Here is an 18,883-nt window from a genome sequence, read left to right on the forward strand (position 1 = left end):
ATAACCTTGTTTGTAGAGACGCGATGAATCGCGTCTCTACAAACAAGAGCGATCGCACTCTCCCGTAGGAAAATGCGATCGCTCTATAGTATTGCCCGATGTTACTGGTTCAATGTTACTGGTTCATCTGCGTCCCACGGTTCATCTGCATTGGGGTCGTCTGTGTTCCAGGACTCATCTGCGTCCCAGGAGTTGTCTGCATTCCCCGGTTCATCTGCATATTCGGGGTTGTCTGCGTCCCCTGGTTCATCTGCATCCCCCGGTTCATCTGCGTCCCCCGGTTCATCTGCATCCCAGACATTCCAGGCATTCCAGGCATCGCATTGTCTGTCTCAGCCACCTTGGCACCTGTCATCGAAGCAGCCATTTCTAAATGACCCTGCACCCTTGGCAAGATTTTGTTAGCAAACGCTTTTAAATCGGGATCTTGTCCCAGTCCAACTTGACGCTGGTACACGGCGGCACTTTCCAAGTGACCGTTCAGCCCGCCCTCCATCATATAGGCTTGGTCGAAGCTCTTTCCAGACAACTGCTGAAGCCGCATCATTGCCGCTTCATACTTTGGCCCCGGAGTGGTTGGAGGCGTGACTCCCTTCTGAGCCGCTAACTCCATCAGCTCTTGGTTCGCCCGTGTGTGCTCCTGAATCATCTGCTGCGCGAACTGCTTTACATTCGGGTCGGTTGACTTTTCTAACGCCAGTTGCCCTAGTTGTACTTCTGCCATTCCCCCGTGGGCGGCGTCCATAATAAACTGCCTATCTAGGGCAGTCAACTGGCTGTTGCGTGAGGGCGTTGCCTGTCGGTTTGACGGCGTTGCCGGTCGGGTTGATGGCGTTACGGGGCGGGTGGTCTGAGCTACGGCTGAGAAGCCCAGAGACGTAAATAATCCAACTGCTACAAGGGCAGCAGTTACTGTTGTTCGTTTCATCATGGTTAAATCTCCAGGAAATACTTTTGTTTGCTAGGGCTGACCGTAGGTTTGTTAGCCAAAAAAGAGCTAACAAATTCAGGAAAGTCTTGATGCACTAAATTTTTTTTCTCAACTCAGCGATCATTTACATCTGAGCAGGTATACATCTACTAATACTGCTTAATCTTTCTTCAACTACCTCTCTCTTTAGATATGTTTGCTTACCGAGAGAGCTAATCGTATCAATTCATTCTTAAAAACCGTACTTGCTGCTAAAGATTACTTTGTAGCTTCACTGGAAATTCCAAAAAACATATTACAGCGCCGTGTCTATCAGATGCGATCTCTAGCTTGCTCTAAATTGCAACTAAATCTCGATCGATATTTGTTTTTTAGAATAAAAATGAATTTAATCTATTTCTGTTCGGTTTTATACAGGATAATGAAATTAAAAACTAGGCTAAAGTAAGGGATTTTCAGAACTAAAAACATCTCATTAGGTAGAGGCTTATTCACCGATCCCTTAGGAAATTAGGATTTATTCGCAGCGCTACTGCAATCAAAATCCGAAGCACTACCAATAGCGGGAATTTGCTGCACTGCTAGCTATAGAAAAGTGCAGATGCTGACTTGAATCGCCATCTAATTCAACAGGGGGATTCGAGTAGAGTAATATTTATCGCCTTTTCGGGATAGGCTAGAGCGATCGCTTGTTCTGACTGCCGCCAGAAAAGCTTGCAATGAACAATTTGAGAGTGGTAGCGTCGGAGAGCTAGCTAGATATACGTAGAAGCTGAAACGTCTAAACATGAAGCGATCGCTCCTTAGCCTGACTCTAGGCTTAACATTGCTAGAATCATTCACTCCAATTGCTTTGGCAGCACCCCCCAGAAACCCAGATCAAACAGTGGAGTGTGAAATCTTGGTCGTTGGAGGGGGACTCTCCGGTGCGGCGACTGCCTACGAAGGCTTATTGGCGGGGCGAACCGTTTGCCTCACCGAAATTACCGACTGGGTAGGAGGACAAATTTCCGCACAGGGAACTTCCGCACTGGATGAACGCCCTACCCAACGGCAAAAGCTGTTATATTCTCGCGGCTACCTGGACTTGCGACAGCGAATCAATCGCAAATATGGAGAACTCAATCCTGGCGATTGTTGGGTTAGTGAATCCTGCTTTCTTCCCCGCGATGCTCACAAACTGCTGTACGACCAATTGCAAGATGCTGCCAAAAGAGGCAGAGGCAAGCTGAAATGGTTTCCCTCGACGGTAATCAAAGAACTGAACATCGACCAAGCGGGCAATTTGATTCAAGGTGCGATCGCTATCCAGCATCGCCCAGCTAAAGGCGCATCCCCTCTCAACACCTTGCCGCTATCGCAAACGATTGAGGATTCTTATCGCTACGAGAACTCGCCTCAGTTTGAAAAAAGCATTGTGCGCTTTGTACCCCAGCCAGCGAAAAAGCCAGCACCCGCAGCCCCAAATTGGTACGTGGTTGACGCCTCAGAGACCGGCGAACTGATTGCCCTGGCTGACGTTCCTTACCGGCTGGGTATCGACCCCCGTTCTTACCTGGAACCATCTTCGTCGAGTGAAAAGGGCGATCGCTATTGCACCCAAGGCTTTACCTACACCTTTGCAATGGAGGCAACCAAACAACCACAAACCCATACCCCGCCACCGTTCTATTCTCAATATGAACCCTACTACAGCTATGAATTAAAGCGACTAGCGGACTTTGGGCTAGTCTTCACCTACCGACGCATTTGGAGTCCTAAAGCTGGAGAAACAACCAAATTCGGGGGTCTTTCCTATACGGGGCCCACTCCCGGCGACATCTCCATGCAGAACTGGACTTGGGGCAACGACTACCGCCCCGGAAACGCCGAAGATAACTTAGTTTACACTCGCGACCAGTTGCAAGCCGCTGGACAGCTACAGCCTGGAGAATGGATGGGAGGATTGCGAACCGAAACCCTCCGCAAAGGCGAGGAAAACGCGCTGGGATATTTTCACTGGCTGGTTGCTGGAACCACCGACTCTCAACTTGGCCCAGGAGTTAAGCAGGCGAAACCCAATAACCGTTACCTGAGTGGGTTAGATTCCCCAATGGGAACGGTGCATGGGTTATCTAAGTATCCTTATATGCGGGAAGGACGGCGAATTATTGGACGCCCCACCTTGGCTTATCCTCAAGGTTTTAGCATTTGGGAAATTGATATTTCTCGCCGTAACTACAAAGACGACTACTACCGTCAAACATTGTCACCAGATACCTATCGGAGACTACAGGCATCGCTTGCAGGACTGGAAGTAGCGTCTGTACTGAGCGGCACCAAGCCGCCGGAACAAGTCATGCGGCGCACTCGTTCCACCATCTATCCCGACGCTGTGGGGATTGGTCACTATGCCATTGACTTCCATCCTTGCATGACCCAAAGCCCCGCAGAAGCTCCAGGAAACACCGAACGGGAAGGTGAACGACGGGGTGCAGGTCAAGCTTATCCGTTCCAAATCCCTCTCAGAGCGATGATTCCCCAAAAAATCAACAATATGCTCGTGGCAGGGAAAAGTATTGCGACCAGTCATATTGCCGCCGCTGCCTATCGAGTGCATTCCTTTGAATGGTCGGCGGGGGCTGCTGCTGGAACAACAGCCGCTTTTGCCTTAGAAAATGCGATCGCGCCTTATCAGCTAGTGGATGAACTGCCACGCGCCGAACCACAACTAGAAGCGCTGAAACGTCGATTGGATAAGAATAACAATCCGACTGTCTTTCCAGACACCTCAATTTTCAACCAGAATTGGGAAGATTGGAAATGATATTTGCGAATCGGGAATGGCTATCCAATTAGCCATTCCCGATTCGCAATGACTACTTTGCTGGCTTCTCTAGCGACCAAATAGGAAGTTTATTCACCTCTTGGAGGGTTAACTCTACATAAGTCATGTCCTCCGGCTTAGCAACTTCTAGACCAAAATAACCTTCAGGGCCATCGTGAGCGTGGGAGCCACTGCTCCGGGCTGAATAATGCCCTTGCAAACGAGCTTGATTAAATTGGGAACTCACGTTCCACAGCCACCGAGAGGGGAAGACAATACCGCCGAGATCCTCAACCCAGTCTCGACTCCCTCGCAGGTGATAGAAACGAGCCGCCTGAAAGCCCGACCTCCCATTAAAGACCCCACCCACAGAGACGATAGTGATTTTTGTATCTAGCCATTGGTTAAGATAGGGAGCCGCACCCAAGGCAACTTGTACGCCACCACTCGTTCCAACGAGAATGATGTCAAGCGGTTGACCCCCTTTACGGGAAATGGGCTGCCCACTATTCATCCGCTCGATGATGGCATTGGCAATCCCCTGATTATAAATAGAGCCATAGCGAGGATCGGCGGAAATCGCAAATCGCCAGAGATTGCGGATTTTGATCAGCACGCTGGCGATTCCCATCCCACCATTTCGATTCGCAAAGTGCCATACGGGACTTAATAACCGCTGTCCTCCTAGACCCTTGTTCTCTGCTGAGTATGGGAAAACATCTCCTACGGCTACGCAGTTAGGATGACTCTCAACAATCCGGTCTAAAAAGACTTCTTCCCCCGGTGTTAATTCATTGGCAGAAAAATCTCCTACTCCTGTCAAAAACACAATGTAACAATTGATTGGGGAGGATTTGGCATCAGGATTTGAGTCATTGTTGGGTGGCAAGATCGAGCTTTGGTTTTTCTTCAAACCTAAAGTTTCTGCTCCTTGTTCCAGCCACCATACTACAGTCCCGACTGGCGAAGTAATACCCCAGATTATGAGTATAAAGACCGCTAGGAGCAACAGCTTCAAGGTTCCCCCTCGAAGCCATACAAGTATCCGCCAAATCAATCGCAGCATTCAAGAATATCTAGTTGCTTACTGTTACTGTCTTAACGTCAATTAATTTCGGTCAGGAAGTGAATTTTTTTGGTGATTGGCTCCCTGGGGCATCCCTGACGCAGTATCCTATCCAAAGTTGTCATCAATCGTGAGTAGTAAGGATTCAACGTGAGCAGCGAGGAATCAAAAGTAAGCTTGGGCACGACCCTTTGGAATGCACTTGCTTTAGATGGAAATTTTTATGAAAATGCTCGAAATACGCCTAAAACCTATCGAATTGCCCAAACTATTGTGATTTTAGCAGCACTGTCCCATGCTTTGGGTAGTGCTGTTATTTTATTAATTAACCTGGCAACGCTGCCCGTAATGCTGCTGGCGCTTCTGATTGATGGGATGAGCATTGTGGGAGGCTACTATTTCTGGACGCTTACCATTTGGAAGATTGGGGAGTGGCGAAAACCAAATCACGTTACCTATAGGGATTTGATGATTCCGATTGGCTTTGCCTATGCTCCGCAAGTGCTGAATTTCTTAACGCTGATTCCTTTGTTCGGACAACCACTTGAGCGGGTGCTAGCCGTTTGGAGTTTGCTAGCGGTGATTGTGGCAGTCCGCCAAGGGTTAGATATCAGCACTCGCAATTCGGCGTTAATTTGTTTGGTCGGATGGCCTTTGGTACAGCTGGCGGTTGGATTTATACAACGCTTTGAACAATTCCTGGTAGAGGGTTTCTAGGTTTTGTTGACATTTTGCCAAAACTTTGCACCAAATCCCGCTCTGGTTTTGCTTGGTTGTCACAGGAAACGAAGATGATTCTGACTTAACCTGTTACTTTCGGGGATTCAGGATTGTTAAAATAGAGCAAAATACTTGTAAATTAATTTTGTTAAGGTCTTTTCGCAATCTGCCTTATGACTAGGAGACTTTCAGCCGCTGTTGGCGCGATCGCCTCCGGTATAACTTTACCGACCGCCGCTGCACCGATTCAAGCTCCTGTTCAGACTCCTGAACGATCTAGTCAAGTTGTCCGCAAGTTATATCCTAATTACAAAGTGATCGTGTTAGACGATGATTTCAATACTTTTGAACACGTTCACGAGTGTTTGGTGAAATATATCCCTGACATGACAAGCGATCTCGCTTGGGAACACACCTATCAAATCCACTTTGAAGGTCAAGCGATTGTTTGGGTGGGTCCCCAAGAGCAAGCAGAACTTTACCACGAGCAACTCAGCCGCGCTGGGTTGACAATGGCTCCTCTAGAGGCGGCTTAAAAAAGTTATGAGTGTGAGTTAGCATTCTTAATTCAAAACTCAACACTCATAACTCATAACTTTCCGATTCCCTACGCGGTTACGATTGCCATCGCCCGTTCAACGGCTTGCAGCGCTTGGTCTACCTCTTCGGCAGAGACAATCAGCGGCGGCACAAATCGAATCACCTTCGGGCCTGCTGGCACCAGCAATAAGCCGTCGGCGATCGCTGCTTTAACGACATCGGCTGAAGTTAAATCAATCTCTGCCTTCAACTCCATGCCGCTGATTAAACCCCAGCCACGCACTTCACTAATTTGGTCGGGATATTTAGATGCGATCGCACTCAATCCAGCTCGTAATTGTTCGCCGCGATCTTGTACATTTTGCAGAATATTATCCCGTTCTATCGTCTGACAGACGGTTAACGCAGCCGCACAGGCAAAAGGATTGCCGCCATAAGTGCTAGCATGATCTCCCGGCTGAAAAACATCACAATGTTTCTTGCACAAGGTTGCACCGATGGGAATGCCACCGCCTAATCCCTTGGCAGACGTGAAGATATCCGGCTCAATTCCCAAATTCTCGTATCCCCAGAACTTGCCGCTGCGACCCATGCCAACTTGCACTTCATCTAAAATTAGCAAGATGTCGTTGTCATCGCAGATTTTCCGCAATTCTTGGAAGTATTTGACATCGCCGGGACGCACACCGCCTTCTCCCTGCAAGGCTTCCAGCATAATTGCGGTGACGCCTTGATCGCCTTCGTCGAGGGTAGCGATCGCATTCTTGATCGCCCCAATATCGTTGTAAGGCACATAGTAAAAACCAGGCATCAACGGGGCAAAATTTTTCTGGTACTTCGGTTGACCTGTAGCGGTAATCGTCGCCAACGTGCGCCCGTGGAAGCTGGCGTGAGCCGTCAAAATAATCGGCTTTTCGATCCCTTTGACCGTGTGGGCATATTTCCGAGCCAGTTTGATTGCCCCTTCATTCGCCTCAGCACCGGAATTGCAGAAAAACGCCCGATCCGCGCAGGAATGGTCGATCAACCATTTTGCCAATTCCCCTTGTACCGGGATGTAATACAAGTTAGAGACATGGTGCAGCGTCTGGATTTGGCGAGTTACGGTTTCCACCAAAGCTGGGTGAGCGTGTCCGAGGGTACAAGTGGCAATCCCGGCAACAAAGTCCAGATATTCGCGCCCCTCGCTATCCCACAGGCGGCAACCCGCACCCCGTTCTAAAGCTAGGGGATAGCGCCCGTAGGTACTCATCACCGAGGCGTCAAAGCCTTCTGGGTCATACGGAACGGACACGCCTGACTCTGCCGGAATTGAGGAATTTTCAACCAGAGTTTCTAGACTCACTGCTTACTCCTGAAATTTTTTATCCTTATTTGGCAATCTTAAAGGGAATTTTCAAAAAGTTCTGTTTAAAGGGAACTATAAACCCTGAGAAAACAGAAACAGGCTTACTTGCGAAAGGTTAGCTGAGGCGGTTAACATCGTCCACGCGACTCCAGGTTGAGTCTAAGATTGACCGCGAGCATTGCACTTGATCCAATCGGCTCGTCTGACAGGATGATTTTGGGAAAGTTTAAGTTGCGATCGCTCCTCATTTTTGTTTGTCCCAATCAGCTAAATCAGATGATGCATCTTTTATCCTTAGCAAAACTCCCCGTCTGGTGCTTTCCGCAGCCGTTTGTTCTCGCTAATCTTAACCAAACAAACCAGCAGCCTCAAGCAAACATTGCAGAATTAGTCCCAATTCTGATTATTCTCCTGCTAATTGCCACAGTTGTTGCCCTGGTGACACAGCGGCTTCGCGTTCCCTATGTCACGGGTTTAGTGTTGGCAGGTTTACCAATCACGGAACTATTTTCTCGCCGGATTGGACTCGATCCTTCCTTAGTATTGAATCTTTTCCTGCCAATTCTCATCTTTGAAGCTGGCATCAATACAGATGTTAGCCGTCTCCGAAGCACGTTTAAACCAATTGCCCTTTTAGCGGGTCCAGGGGCGATACTTTCCTCGGCGATTATTGCCGTTCTGTTGAAATTTGGGCTAGGGCTAGATTGGATACCCGCACTACTAATTGGAGTTATTCTCGCAAACACTGATACGGTTTCCATGATTGCCGTTTTTAAGGAGATACCTGTACCCTCCCGGCTTTCCACGATCGTTGAAGGAGAAACCCTCTTCAACGATGCTGCCGCCCTAGTTTCATTTAACCTGATTCTGACAGTGTATTCGACAGGTTCGCTCACAGTATTAGAAGGAATCCAACAACTATTATTTGTTGCCGTGGGAGGCAGTCTCGTTGGCTTAGTCTTGGGCTATTTAAGCATCCCTGTATTTCTTCGTTTACACGATCCCCTTAGCAGTCTCTTGCTAACCGTTGCAGTTGCATTAGGAACCTTTCAAATCGGGCAATCTTTAGGGGTATCCGGTGCTGTGGCTGTGGTTGTAGCTGGATTAATTTTCGGGAACGTTGGGCTTTCTCGCAGCACGTCTGCTTCCGATCGGATCGCGTTGTTAAGTTTTTGGGACTATGCCAGTTTTGCAGTCAATACCTTTATTTTTCTGCTGATTGGTGTAGAAATAAACCCGGTGACGTTCTGGAGGACTTTGCCAGCGGTTCTGCTTGCCGTTTTGGCTTACCAAATTGCGCGAGTCCTCACTGTCTATCCGCTGTTGGCTGGAGTGCGTTGGTTTGACCGTCCGATTCCATTGCGCTGGCAGCACGTCCTGTTTTTAGGTAATATCAAAGGCTCTCTTTCAATGGCTCTTGCCCTTAGCTTACCTACAACACTACCGGGGCGAGAGCAGTTGATTGCTTTAGTGTTTGGTGCGGTGTTGTTATCTCTCGTAGGGCAGGGCGTAAGTTTACCTTGGTTTGTACGCCGGTTGCAACTCTCTCGCTTCTCAGATTCTCGCCAACAAATTGAGGAATTGCAGGCTCAGTTAATTGCTTCTAAGGCAGCTCAAGATGAATTGGATAGTCTATTGAAAAAAGGGGTTTTGCCAAAAAGTGTTTATGAAGAAATGCGAGCCGTTTATCAGGTGCAAGTTGCCGGGGCAGAAAAAGCGCTGCGGAATCTTTATAATCGTCGTCCGGGACAATTAGTTGAAGGCGATCGCTCAAAACTTGACGCCATTCGACGACGATTACTCTTGGCAGAAAAAGGGGCGCTAAATGAGGCGATCCGGCAGCGAATTCTCTCTGAGGAAATTGTGCAAGGGCGAATAAAAACAATTGATGAACAACTGATGAAACTAGAAGATGATTAGGCACAACCATTAATAAAATCAATGGCTTGATGTAATGACCCTGGCTTCGTCACCATTAATATCGTCGCTCCTGGCTCTAATACTGTACTTCCGTTGGGAATTTCTAAATCCATGTGGGGATGGGATTGATAACCAATAATTAAAGAGCCTGTAGGAAATTGGGGTTCTTGAGCGATTTCAGCAACGGTAAGACCGACAACATAGCACTTTTGGGGAATCGAGAGTTTTAAAACTTCAATTTGACCCTGCTCAAAATGCATCATTGATTCTACTTGCGGATACTCAATCGCATTCACCATTGTAGAAACTCCCAAATCAACAGTACTGATGATATGAGAAGCCCCAACAATGCGTAGGGGTTCGGCAAAATCCCGGTGGCGCACTCGACTCACAATATGGGAAACGCCGTAGTGTTTAGCAAGCGTGACCATTGCTAGATTTAAGGCATCATGACGGAGAACGGCTGCGACGGCATCAGCTTTGTGAATCCCGGCTTCTAGCAGCACCTCGGTACTGACAGCACTGCCTTCAAATGCCATTGCGCCGACTTGTTCGCGGACATACCGGCAAGCACTTGGATCGATATCAATTACGGCGACGGTATGCCCCAGGTCTACCAGCCGTTGCGCTAAATCCAACCCAACAAGCCCGGCTCCACCAATGAGTACAAACATAGCTGTCTCTCTAAGAATATTGACTCTGTGCTTCACTTTACAAGTCGAGAGCGGTTATCCTGCGAGGGTATCCTCCACATTTTTTTCTAAAATTGACTTAGGTGACTACAGGCAGTGTAAGCAACGATCGGACAGCACTTGAGCAAAAATATGAACGCCTTCGTCAAGAGTTGATTGGCGGTGCGATCGCACTCTTTGGTGTCGCCCTGCTCGGCACTTTATGGTACAAGCTGGTGGAGGGTTGGTCGTGGTCAGATGCCGCCTATATGACTGTGATCACGCTAGCAACTGTGGGGTATGGAGAAACTAATCCGCTGGGTAATCGCGGTCGCTTGTTTACGATCGCCCTGATTTTAACAGGTGTGGTCAGCATCGGTTACATCGTCAATCGGTTTACAGAAGCCCTGATTCAAGGCTACTTTCAAGAGGGAGGACGACTGAGGCAGCGGCGGCGTTTGGTAGATTCTTTAAATGAACACTATATCCTTTGTGGCTTTGGACGCACCGGGCGTCAGATTGCTAAAGAGTTTAAGGCGGAAGGCATTGCGTTTGTGACCATAGACTCTCAGATGGAGCCGGTAGAGGAGGCGCTACAGTTGGGTTATATCGCGGTGCAAGGCGATGCGACGCTGGATGACACGCTTCACAGGGTAGCGATTGAACGGGCGATTTGTCTGGTGGCGGCGCTGCCTTCGGATGCAGAAAATCTCTATACGGTGATTTCGGCGAAAACGCTCAATCCAAACATTCGAGCGATCGCGCGGGCAAGTACAGAAGAAGCGGTGCAAAAAATGCAACGCGCCGGTGCTGATGCCGTGGTTTCCCCCTATATTACTGGCGGCAGGCGCATGGCAGCAGCAGCGCTTAGACCCCAGGTGATGGACTTTGTGGATGGTATCCTCACGGGAACCGATCGAGCTTTTTATATGGAAGAGTTCCTGATCGATCCTCAAAGTTGTCCCGTTGTGAGACAAAGCCTAAGAGAAGCCCGGTTGCGATCGCAATCGGGCGCTTTAGTTCTCGCCATTCGTCGCGCCGATGGCACCCTCATCGGGGGTCCCACGGGAGAAACTCAATTACTGGCGGGAGATTTGCTCATTTGCATGGGTACAGCAGAACAACTGCGAATCCTCAGCCAAATCCTCATTCCCATTAGTTCTGGGAAGCTGCGTCCGCCCAAGCATACCTAATAAAATGCTTATAGCCAGAATTGGCGATCGCCTTCCATCACACTAGGACGAATACCTTGTAAACGCAGATAAGCCATGCGGTCAGATCCGTACAGCGGCATAGGCAAGCGAGGCTCTTTTAACGCTCCATGATGCAGGAGTGTCAGTTTTAAAGTAGTTTCCACAATCTGTTCAATTGAGGCTTGGTGTCCTTCTTGATGAACTGTCAAACGTAGGGGACGAGCCAAACCGACTTTCTCTGAAACTTTAGTTGTTACCAGAATTGCTTCCCGATGCGATAAGCGAAGTGCTAAACCTTGTGATGGTGCCATCACCTCTTTCTGATTGATATTGTAAAGTCGAGGAACACCAGATTTTTTACACTCTACCAAGATAAAATTAGAGCCAATTGCTTCAGCACGTTTTACTAAATAATCGACTTCTTTGCCAACAAAGGAGCCATCGCGGTAAATTAGGACAGTTTTATTTTTTAATTTAGCTGCTGGTAACAATCGCTCTAGCAGGCGGGGCGGTATTTCTTCACCTTCAACTAGATCATCTTCCAGTTGGTAGCGAATAAATTCCCCTCGTTTACCATACAAACGCACACTCGCACAAGCATTCATCGTCCCTGATTGCGTTGGCTTTTTTTTGATACTTCTAGAAATATCTAAACCAATGAAATAATCAGCAACCTCTAAAGGTTCAGCCAAAATAAAGGGTAAATTACCTAACTTTGCCAGAATACCTGGAATCACCTGATTTAAGACATACTGATAGTTATTAGAATTACTCAAAGTATCGTCATAAATTATTTGACTGGCAATCTGACGGCGGAGCAGCTGCGAGTAGATTTGAAAATAAAAACTTCCCTCATCTTTGTAATCTGAAGCGCGATCGCTCTGGGGTAAAAATGTCAAAACAATATCATGTGGTATATCAATTAATTCATTAACAGCTTTCTCAACTGCTGCTCTTGCATCAGCTACACTCAAGTTATTGACTGACAAACCTTTCCTGGTAATCACTTCACTTTTAAATCCATAGCTTTTCAGACGTTGCTTAACCTGCTCCAGAAACCGATCTACCTTTAAATCGCCAAGCTTGAGTGCTGCAATATAAATTGTTTTTGATTTATCTTGATAATCATTGTGACGGTGATAAACACCACCTCTTAATAGTCCTTTAAGAATTTCTCCTCTTTTACCAGTAACGCCATTACCAAAAATTAGAGTAATTTGTTCTAGCGGAACTTCAGGTTTCCAGAATAAATTTGGATGCTGACTGCTATTAACACCACGTTCTAGTTGAAATCCATAAGCTGCTAAAGCACTACTCGCTATTTGCTTATAGGAAGCCACAAGTTGTGTTCTATCTTTATGTGTAATTTTAGTTGCTTTGAGTAGATCCCCATAATCCACCTCAAATTGGTCAGCCGTTTCAGAGGTAACGCATGGACGTAAAGCCGCCATAGCATAGTGAAACTGCTTTGGATTTTTACCAAATTTTACAGCCACAACAGGTTGATTGTTTGGGGCTTCACGTAGTGCTTGCTTACTGGTTGAACCAGTCGCTTTCTCAAGCAGTTCTTCTCTGTGTTCTTCCATAGTTCCGACAAGGCCGATAATTGTGGCTTTACCGCCCCGTTCAATCTCTTGAACTTTCAAACCGATTAAAAGTTGTTCAGGGTTTTGCCGATAGGGATGATTTTCGTAGAAATCTGCCAAATTTTCCCGAAAGACAATACGGCTGCAAACTGTTAAACCAAGCGCAGGCTGTAACTCACCTTGCAATTCGATAGTTTCTGCCCAAAAATCCGGCTCTCTCCTGACTTCAACTCCGTTATCAGACAAAGCAACTAAATAGTCAAATTTAGTTTTATTCAACACCTGAACAGCTAACTGGGAAAGAATCGAGGGCGTTAGCTGTGGCTGACGTACCCATTGAAACGACAAGAAGCGATCGCTAAAATCATCTACTTCATCTTGAATATTTTTCAGCGCATCCCGCAACTCATCTTGGCTTGGTAGTTGTCTATTAGATACCGCCAAAACCCAAAAATAAGGCTTTTGCCAGATAACAACAGTATCAGGTAGCTTTCGACTAAAATGGTAGCTTAAGCGGTTGCCATCCTTACGCTCTACTTCAGGAGTCAATCGAAAACACATTAACTTGAGTTGTGAGGTTTTTAGCGGAAAAACTTCACTAAAAGATGTGTAACTGTGGGTAGATGCAATAGTATTAGTCATGCAGAAACCTCAGAAACAGAAAATTTACAAATTGAGTTGAATTGGCAGTTACGACAATTAAAGCCAGGATTGGCTGGAAAGATTTGGGCAAAGTTAGAAGGGTTTTCCTTGTAACGGCGTAACTCTTTCTGATGTTGTTCAGCTATGCGTACCAACTCAATCTGAATTGCATTGAGCTGGGCATCTGTGGCAGTAATACGGTCAGACCACTTGTTAGTTTCCAAGTTATAGAATGAAGCAACAGCTTTTTGTTGAGGGTAGAGATAGGTAGCTGCCAAAAGGTAAACAAATGCTTGTCGTCTGTCAAAATCAGATTTGCCTGTTTTGAAATCTAAAATGTGTAGCTTACCGTCTAAATCAACAAAGATGCAGTCAATAGCCGCAAATAAGTTGAAAAAATAGTTGCCATTACGAATAAGAATTGGTTCTGGAATACCCTCATCTCCTCGGCTAAGTTTGATGATATTTTTCCCAGCCAGAATAGGATTTTTGTAGTAGTTTTGCAGAATTTGAATAACTCGCTGCTGAACTTCAGATGGCTCTTTGCTTAATTGCAGAATCTCTGCCATTCGCTCCACACCATTAGATGGTTGTAACAGCTCTATATCCTGATGAAACTCGTAAACCGCCTTCTGTGCCAGCAAACCAATATGCTGAGGTGTAGTGTCTTGCTCCAAAAGTGCTTTCACCAGTGGTTCTTTCTTTCGCGCTCTGGCAAAACCTCGCTTCATGTCACAGTGCCAGTGTTCTTGCCCCACAGATGGGGCGAACTGTGACCAAATGTTAAAACTCACATACGGTCGCCAAGGTGTTCCCATTGGTTTAAACTCCCAAACTAGATAACTGCAAATCTGTTTTTGGCTGCTTCCAACCATGCTGAGCCGCTACTTTTTTTAGGACAGATTTGATAGTTTTTGGGGAAGCAGAAGACATCAAGATACTCGGATAAACTGCCGTCCCCCACTTGGGATGCTCTAGTACACGACAGTTGTTGTGAATTACTGGAAAGTCCAACAGAGCTTTCACCGCAGCTGTGTCATCGTGGGGGATTTCACCTATGCGTGAAAGCAACGGATAGCCAGTGCGGGGGTCAATCAAGTCTGTCAACAATCCGCGATCGCGTAGATCAAATGCCACATCAAAGCCAAAGCGCATGAACTTCTCCCGAAGCCGCTCTTTTTCCCTCTCGACATGATCTGTGCTTTCCGCCAAATAGTATCGAGATTGCTGCAAGACAACCACAACCCACAAAACAGGCAAATTCCAATCTGGGATAACTCGCTCCAAGTTTTGAACCATGAACGGACTGGGCTGATGAGTGGAAATCTGAACTCCCTGTCCCGTCTGCGTGACTTGATGGATGATACTGCCTTGCTGACCAGTGTTCTGCGGCTCCAAATTATGTGCTTTATATTCAGCTTTTTTTCTAGCGTAGACCATATATAGCGTTTTAAAAAGTTGTTTTTTTATTCAACCACATACATAGTAGCAGCGTGTTGTTTTTTTCGTCAACAAAAGTTGATTTTTTCGCCAATCCTTAGTAAGATTCGTTAGTAAGTAAGGGAAAAAGACGTGGCTCAGAGTTTTGGTCAGCTTATCCGTCAAGCCCGTAAGGATAAGGGATACAGTCAGCGTGACCTAGCGAAGCTAATAGAGCTAGATTTCACCTACCTGTCTAAATTAGAAAATGATCGCGCAGACTATGCCCCCAAAGAGGATGTCATTCGGTCGCTGGCACGTAATCTAGATTTGGACGAAGAGGAGTTGATTTTCCTTGCGGGTCGTATCCCTCAGCGCGACGAGGATTTTCTCAAGAAAAATTATCAAGCAATGCCTGCTTTGTTCCGTCGAATGCAGGAAAATCCTGATTTTGCCAACAAAGTCTTTCGAGAAGCTACACAACCAGAAAATGGAGAGAAGTAAGGTTGAGTATAATCAAGCCCTATCGCTACATTAAGAAAGAAGAAATTGAGCATCTAGCTAATCACCTGCTTAGCCAGATGCAACAAAATCCTAAGTACACTCCTACATGGCCTTTTGATGCTACTCGTGTAGCGGACTTTCTCGATATAGGTGTGTTCTGGGATAAAATACCCCCTGACGAGAAAGGATCAATAGCAGCTATGATTCTGCCCGTAGAGCGTCAAATTGTGATTAAGGAAGATATTCCAGGGCTACGGGGAGGCTTTGGGCAATCAACAATTGCTCATGAAATTGGACATTTATTACTTCATATTGATAAAAATACAGTTGATAAATTTGTAGAAAGGCTAGAGCAGGGTATTGAGATAGATATGCAGCCTTTCTTATGTCGTAGTGTTAGCGGTCAACTCGAAAAAATTGAGTGGCAAGCTCAGTATTTTGCTAGTTGCTTACTAATGCCTCGGCATATCTTGGGAGAAGTCCAAAAGGGACGTGATTTAACTAGGGAATCTCACCTTGATGCAATGGCACATGAACTTGGAGTAACAAAACGCAATCTGAAACATCGGTTAAAAGATATTAGCTGGATTCATATTCCTGAGCCTTCTAAGACAATTTATCTGGGTGAGGCTGCGCCAAGTAGGAATAAACGGGCGATTGGGTAGGGAGCGATCGCCCCACCCAATCGGTTTTTTTACCCAGCGATCGCTTTAATTAATCCAGCTTCAGGGAATTCACTGGCACCTCATCCCAAGAATCAACCGTTCGCAATCTGGCGATCCAACCGGACTCCTTTTGGAAATCGGTTAAATTTTGCTGGTAGGACTCATGACAATCTTTTGCCTGCGCTTCATCACAACAGGCAATACAGGCATGGATCATCCCAGACGGATCGATCTGTTCGTTTACCCAAATCGTCATAGGGCATTCTCCCTGAATTTTAAATGCATAGACTGCTTGCAACTCGACAAAAACGCTTACCTCTGGGCTGCGATCGCGTTACCGAAGCGAGGCGTTAGCCTAGCGCTGACTTGTCAGTTCGCGCTGGGAAAGAGCAATCTGTTGATTGGTGCTGATTTAATACTTATACCAAGTTGCATTGTCACATCCTTCAAATCCAATGGCAACGCCAAGGTGTTTTACATTTGTTGGCTCTCTAGCGCTAAGGAATCGACCCGCTTCGATCCCCACACCCTCCACTAAAGATATAGAACAGATGGTGAAAACCCGGAGAAAATCGGGAATTCTAAGAAGGGTACTGATGCAAACTCTAATCATTGCAGGTCATCCTTGTCGGCGATCGCTTAATTCTTGAGTTAGCGAGAGCTAAAACTAAGGGATGACAAGGCTTTGAGCCAATAGAAGCACTAGAGTTGAGACCGAACTTTCGTAAAGCTGTCGATCGGTTCAGCGATAAAAGGCAGCATAACCCCAGTTAAGTCAAAAAAATAGTTTCTATGAAATCTCGACTTTTCCGCTTCGTGTCTCTTTTTTTGCTCAGTATTGTGCTGATCGCAGCCTGCAATAGCACGACGGTGACTTCCCAAAAAGAGACTCAGCCCCTTACCGTCGGCTACAATTTGTGGCCTGGGTTGTTCCCGATCGCGATCGCTCAAGAAAAAGAATTCTTCACGGCTCAAGGGGTCAAAGTCAAACCCGTCTATGTCCAAAACTTTCTAGAATCGGTGTCTGAATTCAGTGCTGGACAATATGATGGAGTTGCCATCACAGTAAGTAGCTTGATGAGCATCATTGAGAAAAACCCGGATTTACAGATTGCGATGGCAACTGATGAATCGGCTGGTTCTGACTCAATAGTAGTTCGCCCAGAGGTTAAAAGTGTCGCTGACTTGAAAGGCAAGCGCCTCGGAGTCAGGTTAGGTGATGGAGAATTATTTGTCAGCGAAATGCTCCAGAAACATGGTTTGACTAGCGATAATTTGACCCTAGTCAACGTAGAAGGAGAAGCGGTTCCAGCACGTTTTAAGAGCGGGGATATTCAAGCGGGACATACTTGGGAACCGTACTTATCTGAAGTAACCAAATCTGGAGGGCGAGTATTATTCACCAGTAAGGACACACCCGGCTTAATTTCGAGTGTAATCGTGTTTCGCTCCTCAGTAGTACGCGATCGCCCAAAAGACATTCAAGCATTTATTCGCGCCTGGTTTCAAGCACAAGATTACTGGCAGGCAAATCCCGAAGAAAGTAAAGCACTGATTGCGAAAACGCTCTCCATCAAACCTGAAGAAATTTCCACTGAGGGTGTCAAGTTGTACACCTTAAAAGACAACTTAAAAGCATTTACTCCTGGTTCTACAACCGAGTCGTTGTACCATACCGCCAAATTGTACGCCGACTTCTATATTCGCACCGGAGGATTAAGCACCGCGCCAGATATTCAAAAAATGATTAATCCTTCTTTTGTGCAGATGTCGCAGGCAGGAAATTAACGAGAAAAAAAGCGTTATTCCATGCAGTTAAACATCAACAGTTTTTCAAGATGAAATCTCGATTTCTCCGCTTTGCGTCTCTTTTTTTGCTCAGCCTTTTCCTGGTTACAGCCTGCAATGGCAGAACCTTTATAACCTCTAAACCTGAGCTTCCACCACTGCGAATTGCCTACAATCTGTGGCCTGGATATTTCCCAATGGAGATTGCTTCAGAACAAGGATTTTTCGCAGAACAGGGGGTGGAAGTTGAACCTGTGTATTCAGAAAACTATTTAGGAGTTGTTTCTGATTTTAGTGCAGGTAAATATGATGGCATCATCGTAACATTGGGTGGTGTGATGAGCATCATTGGGAAAAACCCAGATATCCACATTGTCTTGGAAACCGATCAATCGGCTGGTGCTGATACCGTAGTGGTGCAACGCGATATTAAAAGTGTAGCTGACTTGAAGGGCAAGCGACTCGGCGTGAAGTTAGGCGACTACGGAGAATTGTTTGTTGTCAAGATGCTGGAGAGCAATGGTCTTACTACCGATGACGTGACGCTAGTCGATATAGAAGGGGAAGCAATTCCAGCACACATAAAAAGCGGTGATATTCAAGCCGGACAAACTTGGTATCCCTACACATTAGAGGCAGTGAAAGCCGGAGCGCAGGTACTATTTACCAGTAAGCAAACACCTAGGTTGATTCCGAATGTCATCTTGTTTCGCAGCAATGTAATACGCGATCGCCCTGGACAGATAAAAGCATTTGTCCGAGCTTGGTTCCAAGCCCAAGATTACTGGAAAGCCAACCCAGAAGCAAGCAAATCACTGATTGCTAAGCGGCTGAAGATTAAACCGGAGAGCGTTTCAACCGATAACATTCAGCTGTCCACCTTAAAAGAAAACTTAAAAGCGTTTACTCCAGGTTCCACAGAAGAGTCGTTGTACCATACCGCCAAATTGTACGCCGATTTCTCGATTCGCACTGGAGGATTAACCGCTGCGCCAGATATTCAAAAACTGATCGATCCGTCTTTCGTACAGCAGTTGCAGCCAGGAAGTTGACCGTTTTCAGTCACACACATCAACAGGTTTTA

At 46.4% G+C, this 18,883-nt stretch carries 18 protein-coding genes; 10 read left to right on the forward strand and 8 right to left on the reverse strand.

Annotated features, from left to right (window positions below; all coding sequences use genetic code 11):
- Positions 1-115 precede the first annotated feature (115 nt).
- Positions 116-931, reverse strand: a complete 816-nt coding sequence (locus tag NC997_RS16250) for a DUF4142 domain-containing protein (protein WP_242031320.1) — start codon at positions 929-931, stop codon at positions 116-118.
- Between the two features lie 787 nt (positions 932-1,718).
- Here NC997_RS16250 and NC997_RS16255 point away from each other — a divergent pair.
- Entirely contained in the window at positions 1,719-3,737 is a 2,019-nt protein-coding gene (locus NC997_RS16255; RefSeq protein WP_190526202.1) for an FAD-dependent oxidoreductase, read from the forward strand.
- 52 nt (positions 3,738-3,789) lie between these two features.
- Here NC997_RS16255 and NC997_RS16260 read toward each other — a convergent pair whose 3' ends face one another.
- On the reverse strand, positions 3,790-4,803 hold the full coding sequence (locus NC997_RS16260) for a hypothetical protein (RefSeq protein WP_190414458.1): 1,014 nt from the start codon (positions 4,801-4,803) through the stop codon (positions 3,790-3,792).
- A 150-nt stretch (positions 4,804-4,953) separates the two neighbouring features.
- Between NC997_RS16260 and NC997_RS16265 the strand changes: the two genes are divergently transcribed.
- Positions 4,954-5,520 carry a hypothetical protein gene (locus NC997_RS16265; RefSeq protein ID WP_190414457.1) on the forward strand — a complete coding sequence of 189 codons (567 nt, stop codon included), beginning with the start codon at positions 4,954-4,956 and terminating at the stop codon, positions 5,518-5,520.
- Between the two features lie 176 nt (positions 5,521-5,696).
- Complete coding sequence (clpS, locus tag NC997_RS16270; RefSeq protein ID WP_190414456.1) at positions 5,697-6,059, forward strand: ATP-dependent Clp protease adapter ClpS; 363 nt, start codon at positions 5,697-5,699, stop codon at positions 6,057-6,059.
- A gap of 71 nt (positions 6,060-6,130) precedes the next feature.
- Here the strand turns inward: clpS and NC997_RS16275 are convergent, their stop codons facing one another.
- On the reverse strand, positions 6,131-7,408 hold the full coding sequence (locus NC997_RS16275) for an acetylornithine/succinylornithine family transaminase (RefSeq protein WP_190526204.1): 1,278 nt from the start codon (positions 7,406-7,408) through the stop codon (positions 6,131-6,133).
- A 279-nt stretch (positions 7,409-7,687) separates the two neighbouring features.
- Here NC997_RS16275 and NC997_RS16280 point away from each other — a divergent pair, with 279 nt between their 5' ends.
- Positions 7,688-9,331 carry a sodium:proton antiporter gene (locus NC997_RS16280; protein ID WP_242029114.1) on the forward strand — a complete coding sequence of 548 codons (1,644 nt, stop codon included), beginning with the start codon at positions 7,688-7,690 and terminating at the stop codon, positions 9,329-9,331.
- On the opposite strand, the gene NC997_RS16285 is transcribed toward NC997_RS16280, so the two are convergent.
- Entirely contained in the window at positions 9,328-10,005 is a 678-nt protein-coding gene (locus NC997_RS16285; RefSeq protein ID WP_190414454.1) for a TrkA family potassium uptake protein, read from the reverse strand. The two genes, NC997_RS16280 and NC997_RS16285, sit on opposite strands and share 4 nt — an antisense overlap.
- A gap of 101 nt (positions 10,006-10,106) precedes the next feature.
- Here NC997_RS16285 and NC997_RS16290 point away from each other — a divergent pair, with 101 nt between their 5' ends.
- Entirely contained in the window at positions 10,107-11,195 is a 1,089-nt protein-coding gene (locus NC997_RS16290) for an NAD-binding protein (protein ID WP_190414453.1), read from the forward strand.
- A gap of 8 nt (positions 11,196-11,203) precedes the next feature.
- On the opposite strand, the gene NC997_RS16295 is transcribed toward NC997_RS16290, so the two are convergent.
- From NC997_RS16295 to NC997_RS16305, 3 genes are read right to left on the reverse strand one after another with little or no spacing between them, the layout of a single operon-like run.
- Positions 11,204-13,423, reverse strand: coding sequence for a Piwi domain-containing protein (locus NC997_RS16295; RefSeq protein ID WP_190526206.1), 2,220 nt, complete (start codon positions 13,421-13,423; stop codon positions 11,204-11,206).
- Complete coding sequence (locus NC997_RS16300) at positions 13,420-14,241, reverse strand: PD-(D/E)XK nuclease family protein (RefSeq protein WP_190526209.1); 822 nt, start codon at positions 14,239-14,241, stop codon at positions 13,420-13,422. Before NC997_RS16300 ends, NC997_RS16295 begins: the two co-directional genes overlap by 4 nt.
- A gap of 4 nt (positions 14,242-14,245) precedes the next feature.
- Entirely contained in the window at positions 14,246-14,863 is a 618-nt protein-coding gene (locus tag NC997_RS16305; protein WP_190526211.1) for a methylmalonic aciduria and homocystinuria type D protein, read from the reverse strand.
- A 132-nt stretch (positions 14,864-14,995) separates the two neighbouring features.
- Between NC997_RS16305 and NC997_RS16310 the strand changes: the two genes are divergently transcribed.
- Together NC997_RS16310 and NC997_RS16315 are read left to right on the forward strand one after the other, a co-directional pair.
- Positions 14,996-15,346: a helix-turn-helix domain-containing protein gene (locus NC997_RS16310; RefSeq protein WP_190526213.1), complete on the forward strand. Its 351-nt coding sequence runs from the start codon at positions 14,996-14,998 to the stop codon at positions 15,344-15,346.
- Between the two features lie 2 nt (positions 15,347-15,348).
- Positions 15,349-16,011 (forward strand): ImmA/IrrE family metallo-endopeptidase, encoded by a 663-nt coding sequence (locus tag NC997_RS16315; RefSeq protein WP_190526216.1) that lies wholly within the window; start codon positions 15,349-15,351, stop codon positions 16,009-16,011.
- Between the two features lie 49 nt (positions 16,012-16,060).
- Here the strand turns inward: NC997_RS16315 and NC997_RS16320 are convergent, their stop codons facing one another.
- Positions 16,061-16,267: a glycogen debranching protein gene (locus NC997_RS16320; RefSeq protein WP_190526217.1), complete on the reverse strand. Its 207-nt coding sequence runs from the start codon at positions 16,265-16,267 to the stop codon at positions 16,061-16,063.
- 36 nt (positions 16,268-16,303) lie between these two features.
- Here NC997_RS16320 and NC997_RS16325 point away from each other — a divergent pair, with 36 nt between their 5' ends.
- The 3 genes from NC997_RS16325 (at position 16,304) to NC997_RS16335 (ending at position 18,851) form a co-directional block, all read left to right on the forward strand.
- A complete protein-coding gene (locus NC997_RS16325) occupies positions 16,304-16,549 on the forward strand; it encodes a hypothetical protein (protein ID WP_190526219.1) in 246 nt (81 codons plus the stop codon).
- A gap of 254 nt (positions 16,550-16,803) precedes the next feature.
- The gene (locus NC997_RS16330; RefSeq protein ID WP_190414451.1) at positions 16,804-17,799 is read left to right on the forward strand and encodes an ABC transporter substrate-binding protein; all 996 of its coding nucleotides are present in this window, start codon (positions 16,804-16,806) and stop codon (positions 17,797-17,799) included.
- A 50-nt stretch (positions 17,800-17,849) separates the two neighbouring features.
- Positions 17,850-18,851, forward strand: a complete 1,002-nt coding sequence (locus NC997_RS16335; protein WP_190526221.1) for an ABC transporter substrate-binding protein — start codon at positions 17,850-17,852, stop codon at positions 18,849-18,851.
- Positions 18,852-18,883 lie beyond the last annotated feature (32 nt).

Source organism: Trichocoleus sp. DQ-A2 (genome assembly GCF_039961915.1).
Lineage (GTDB): Bacteria > Cyanobacteriota > Cyanobacteriia > Cyanobacteriales > FACHB-T130 > FACHB-T130.

Bases quoted from the DNA above. Each gene is read 5' to 3' on its own strand.
- NC997_RS16250 (WP_242031320.1), bottom strand. From the start codon at position 931: ATGATGAAACGAACAACAGTAACTGCTGCCCTTGTAGCAGTTGGATTA.
- NC997_RS16255 (WP_190526202.1), top strand. From the start codon at position 1,719: ATGAAGCGATCGCTCCTTAGCCTGACTCTAGGCTTAACATTGCTAGAA.
- NC997_RS16260 (WP_190414458.1), bottom strand. From the start codon at position 4,803: ATGCTGCGATTGATTTGGCGGATACTTGTATGGCTTCGAGGGGGAACC.
- clpS (WP_190414456.1), top strand. From the start codon at position 5,697: ATGACTAGGAGACTTTCAGCCGCTGTTGGCGCGATCGCCTCCGGTATA.
- NC997_RS16280 (WP_242029114.1), top strand. From the start codon at position 7,688: ATGATGCATCTTTTATCCTTAGCAAAACTCCCCGTCTGGTGCTTTCCG.
- NC997_RS16285 (WP_190414454.1), bottom strand. From the start codon at position 10,005: ATGTTTGTACTCATTGGTGGAGCCGGGCTTGTTGGGTTGGATTTAGCG.
- NC997_RS16295 (WP_190526206.1), bottom strand. From the start codon at position 13,423: ATGACTAATACTATTGCATCTACCCACAGTTACACATCTTTTAGTGAA.
- NC997_RS16300 (WP_190526209.1), bottom strand. From the start codon at position 14,241: ATGGGAACACCTTGGCGACCGTATGTGAGTTTTAACATTTGGTCACAG.
- NC997_RS16305 (WP_190526211.1), bottom strand. From the start codon at position 14,863: ATGGTCTACGCTAGAAAAAAAGCTGAATATAAAGCACATAATTTGGAG.
- NC997_RS16320 (WP_190526217.1), bottom strand. From the start codon at position 16,267: ATGACGATTTGGGTAAACGAACAGATCGATCCGTCTGGGATGATCCAT.
- NC997_RS16330 (WP_190414451.1), top strand. From the start codon at position 16,804: ATGAAATCTCGACTTTTCCGCTTCGTGTCTCTTTTTTTGCTCAGTATT.
- NC997_RS16335 (WP_190526221.1), top strand. From the start codon at position 17,850: ATGAAATCTCGATTTCTCCGCTTTGCGTCTCTTTTTTTGCTCAGCCTT.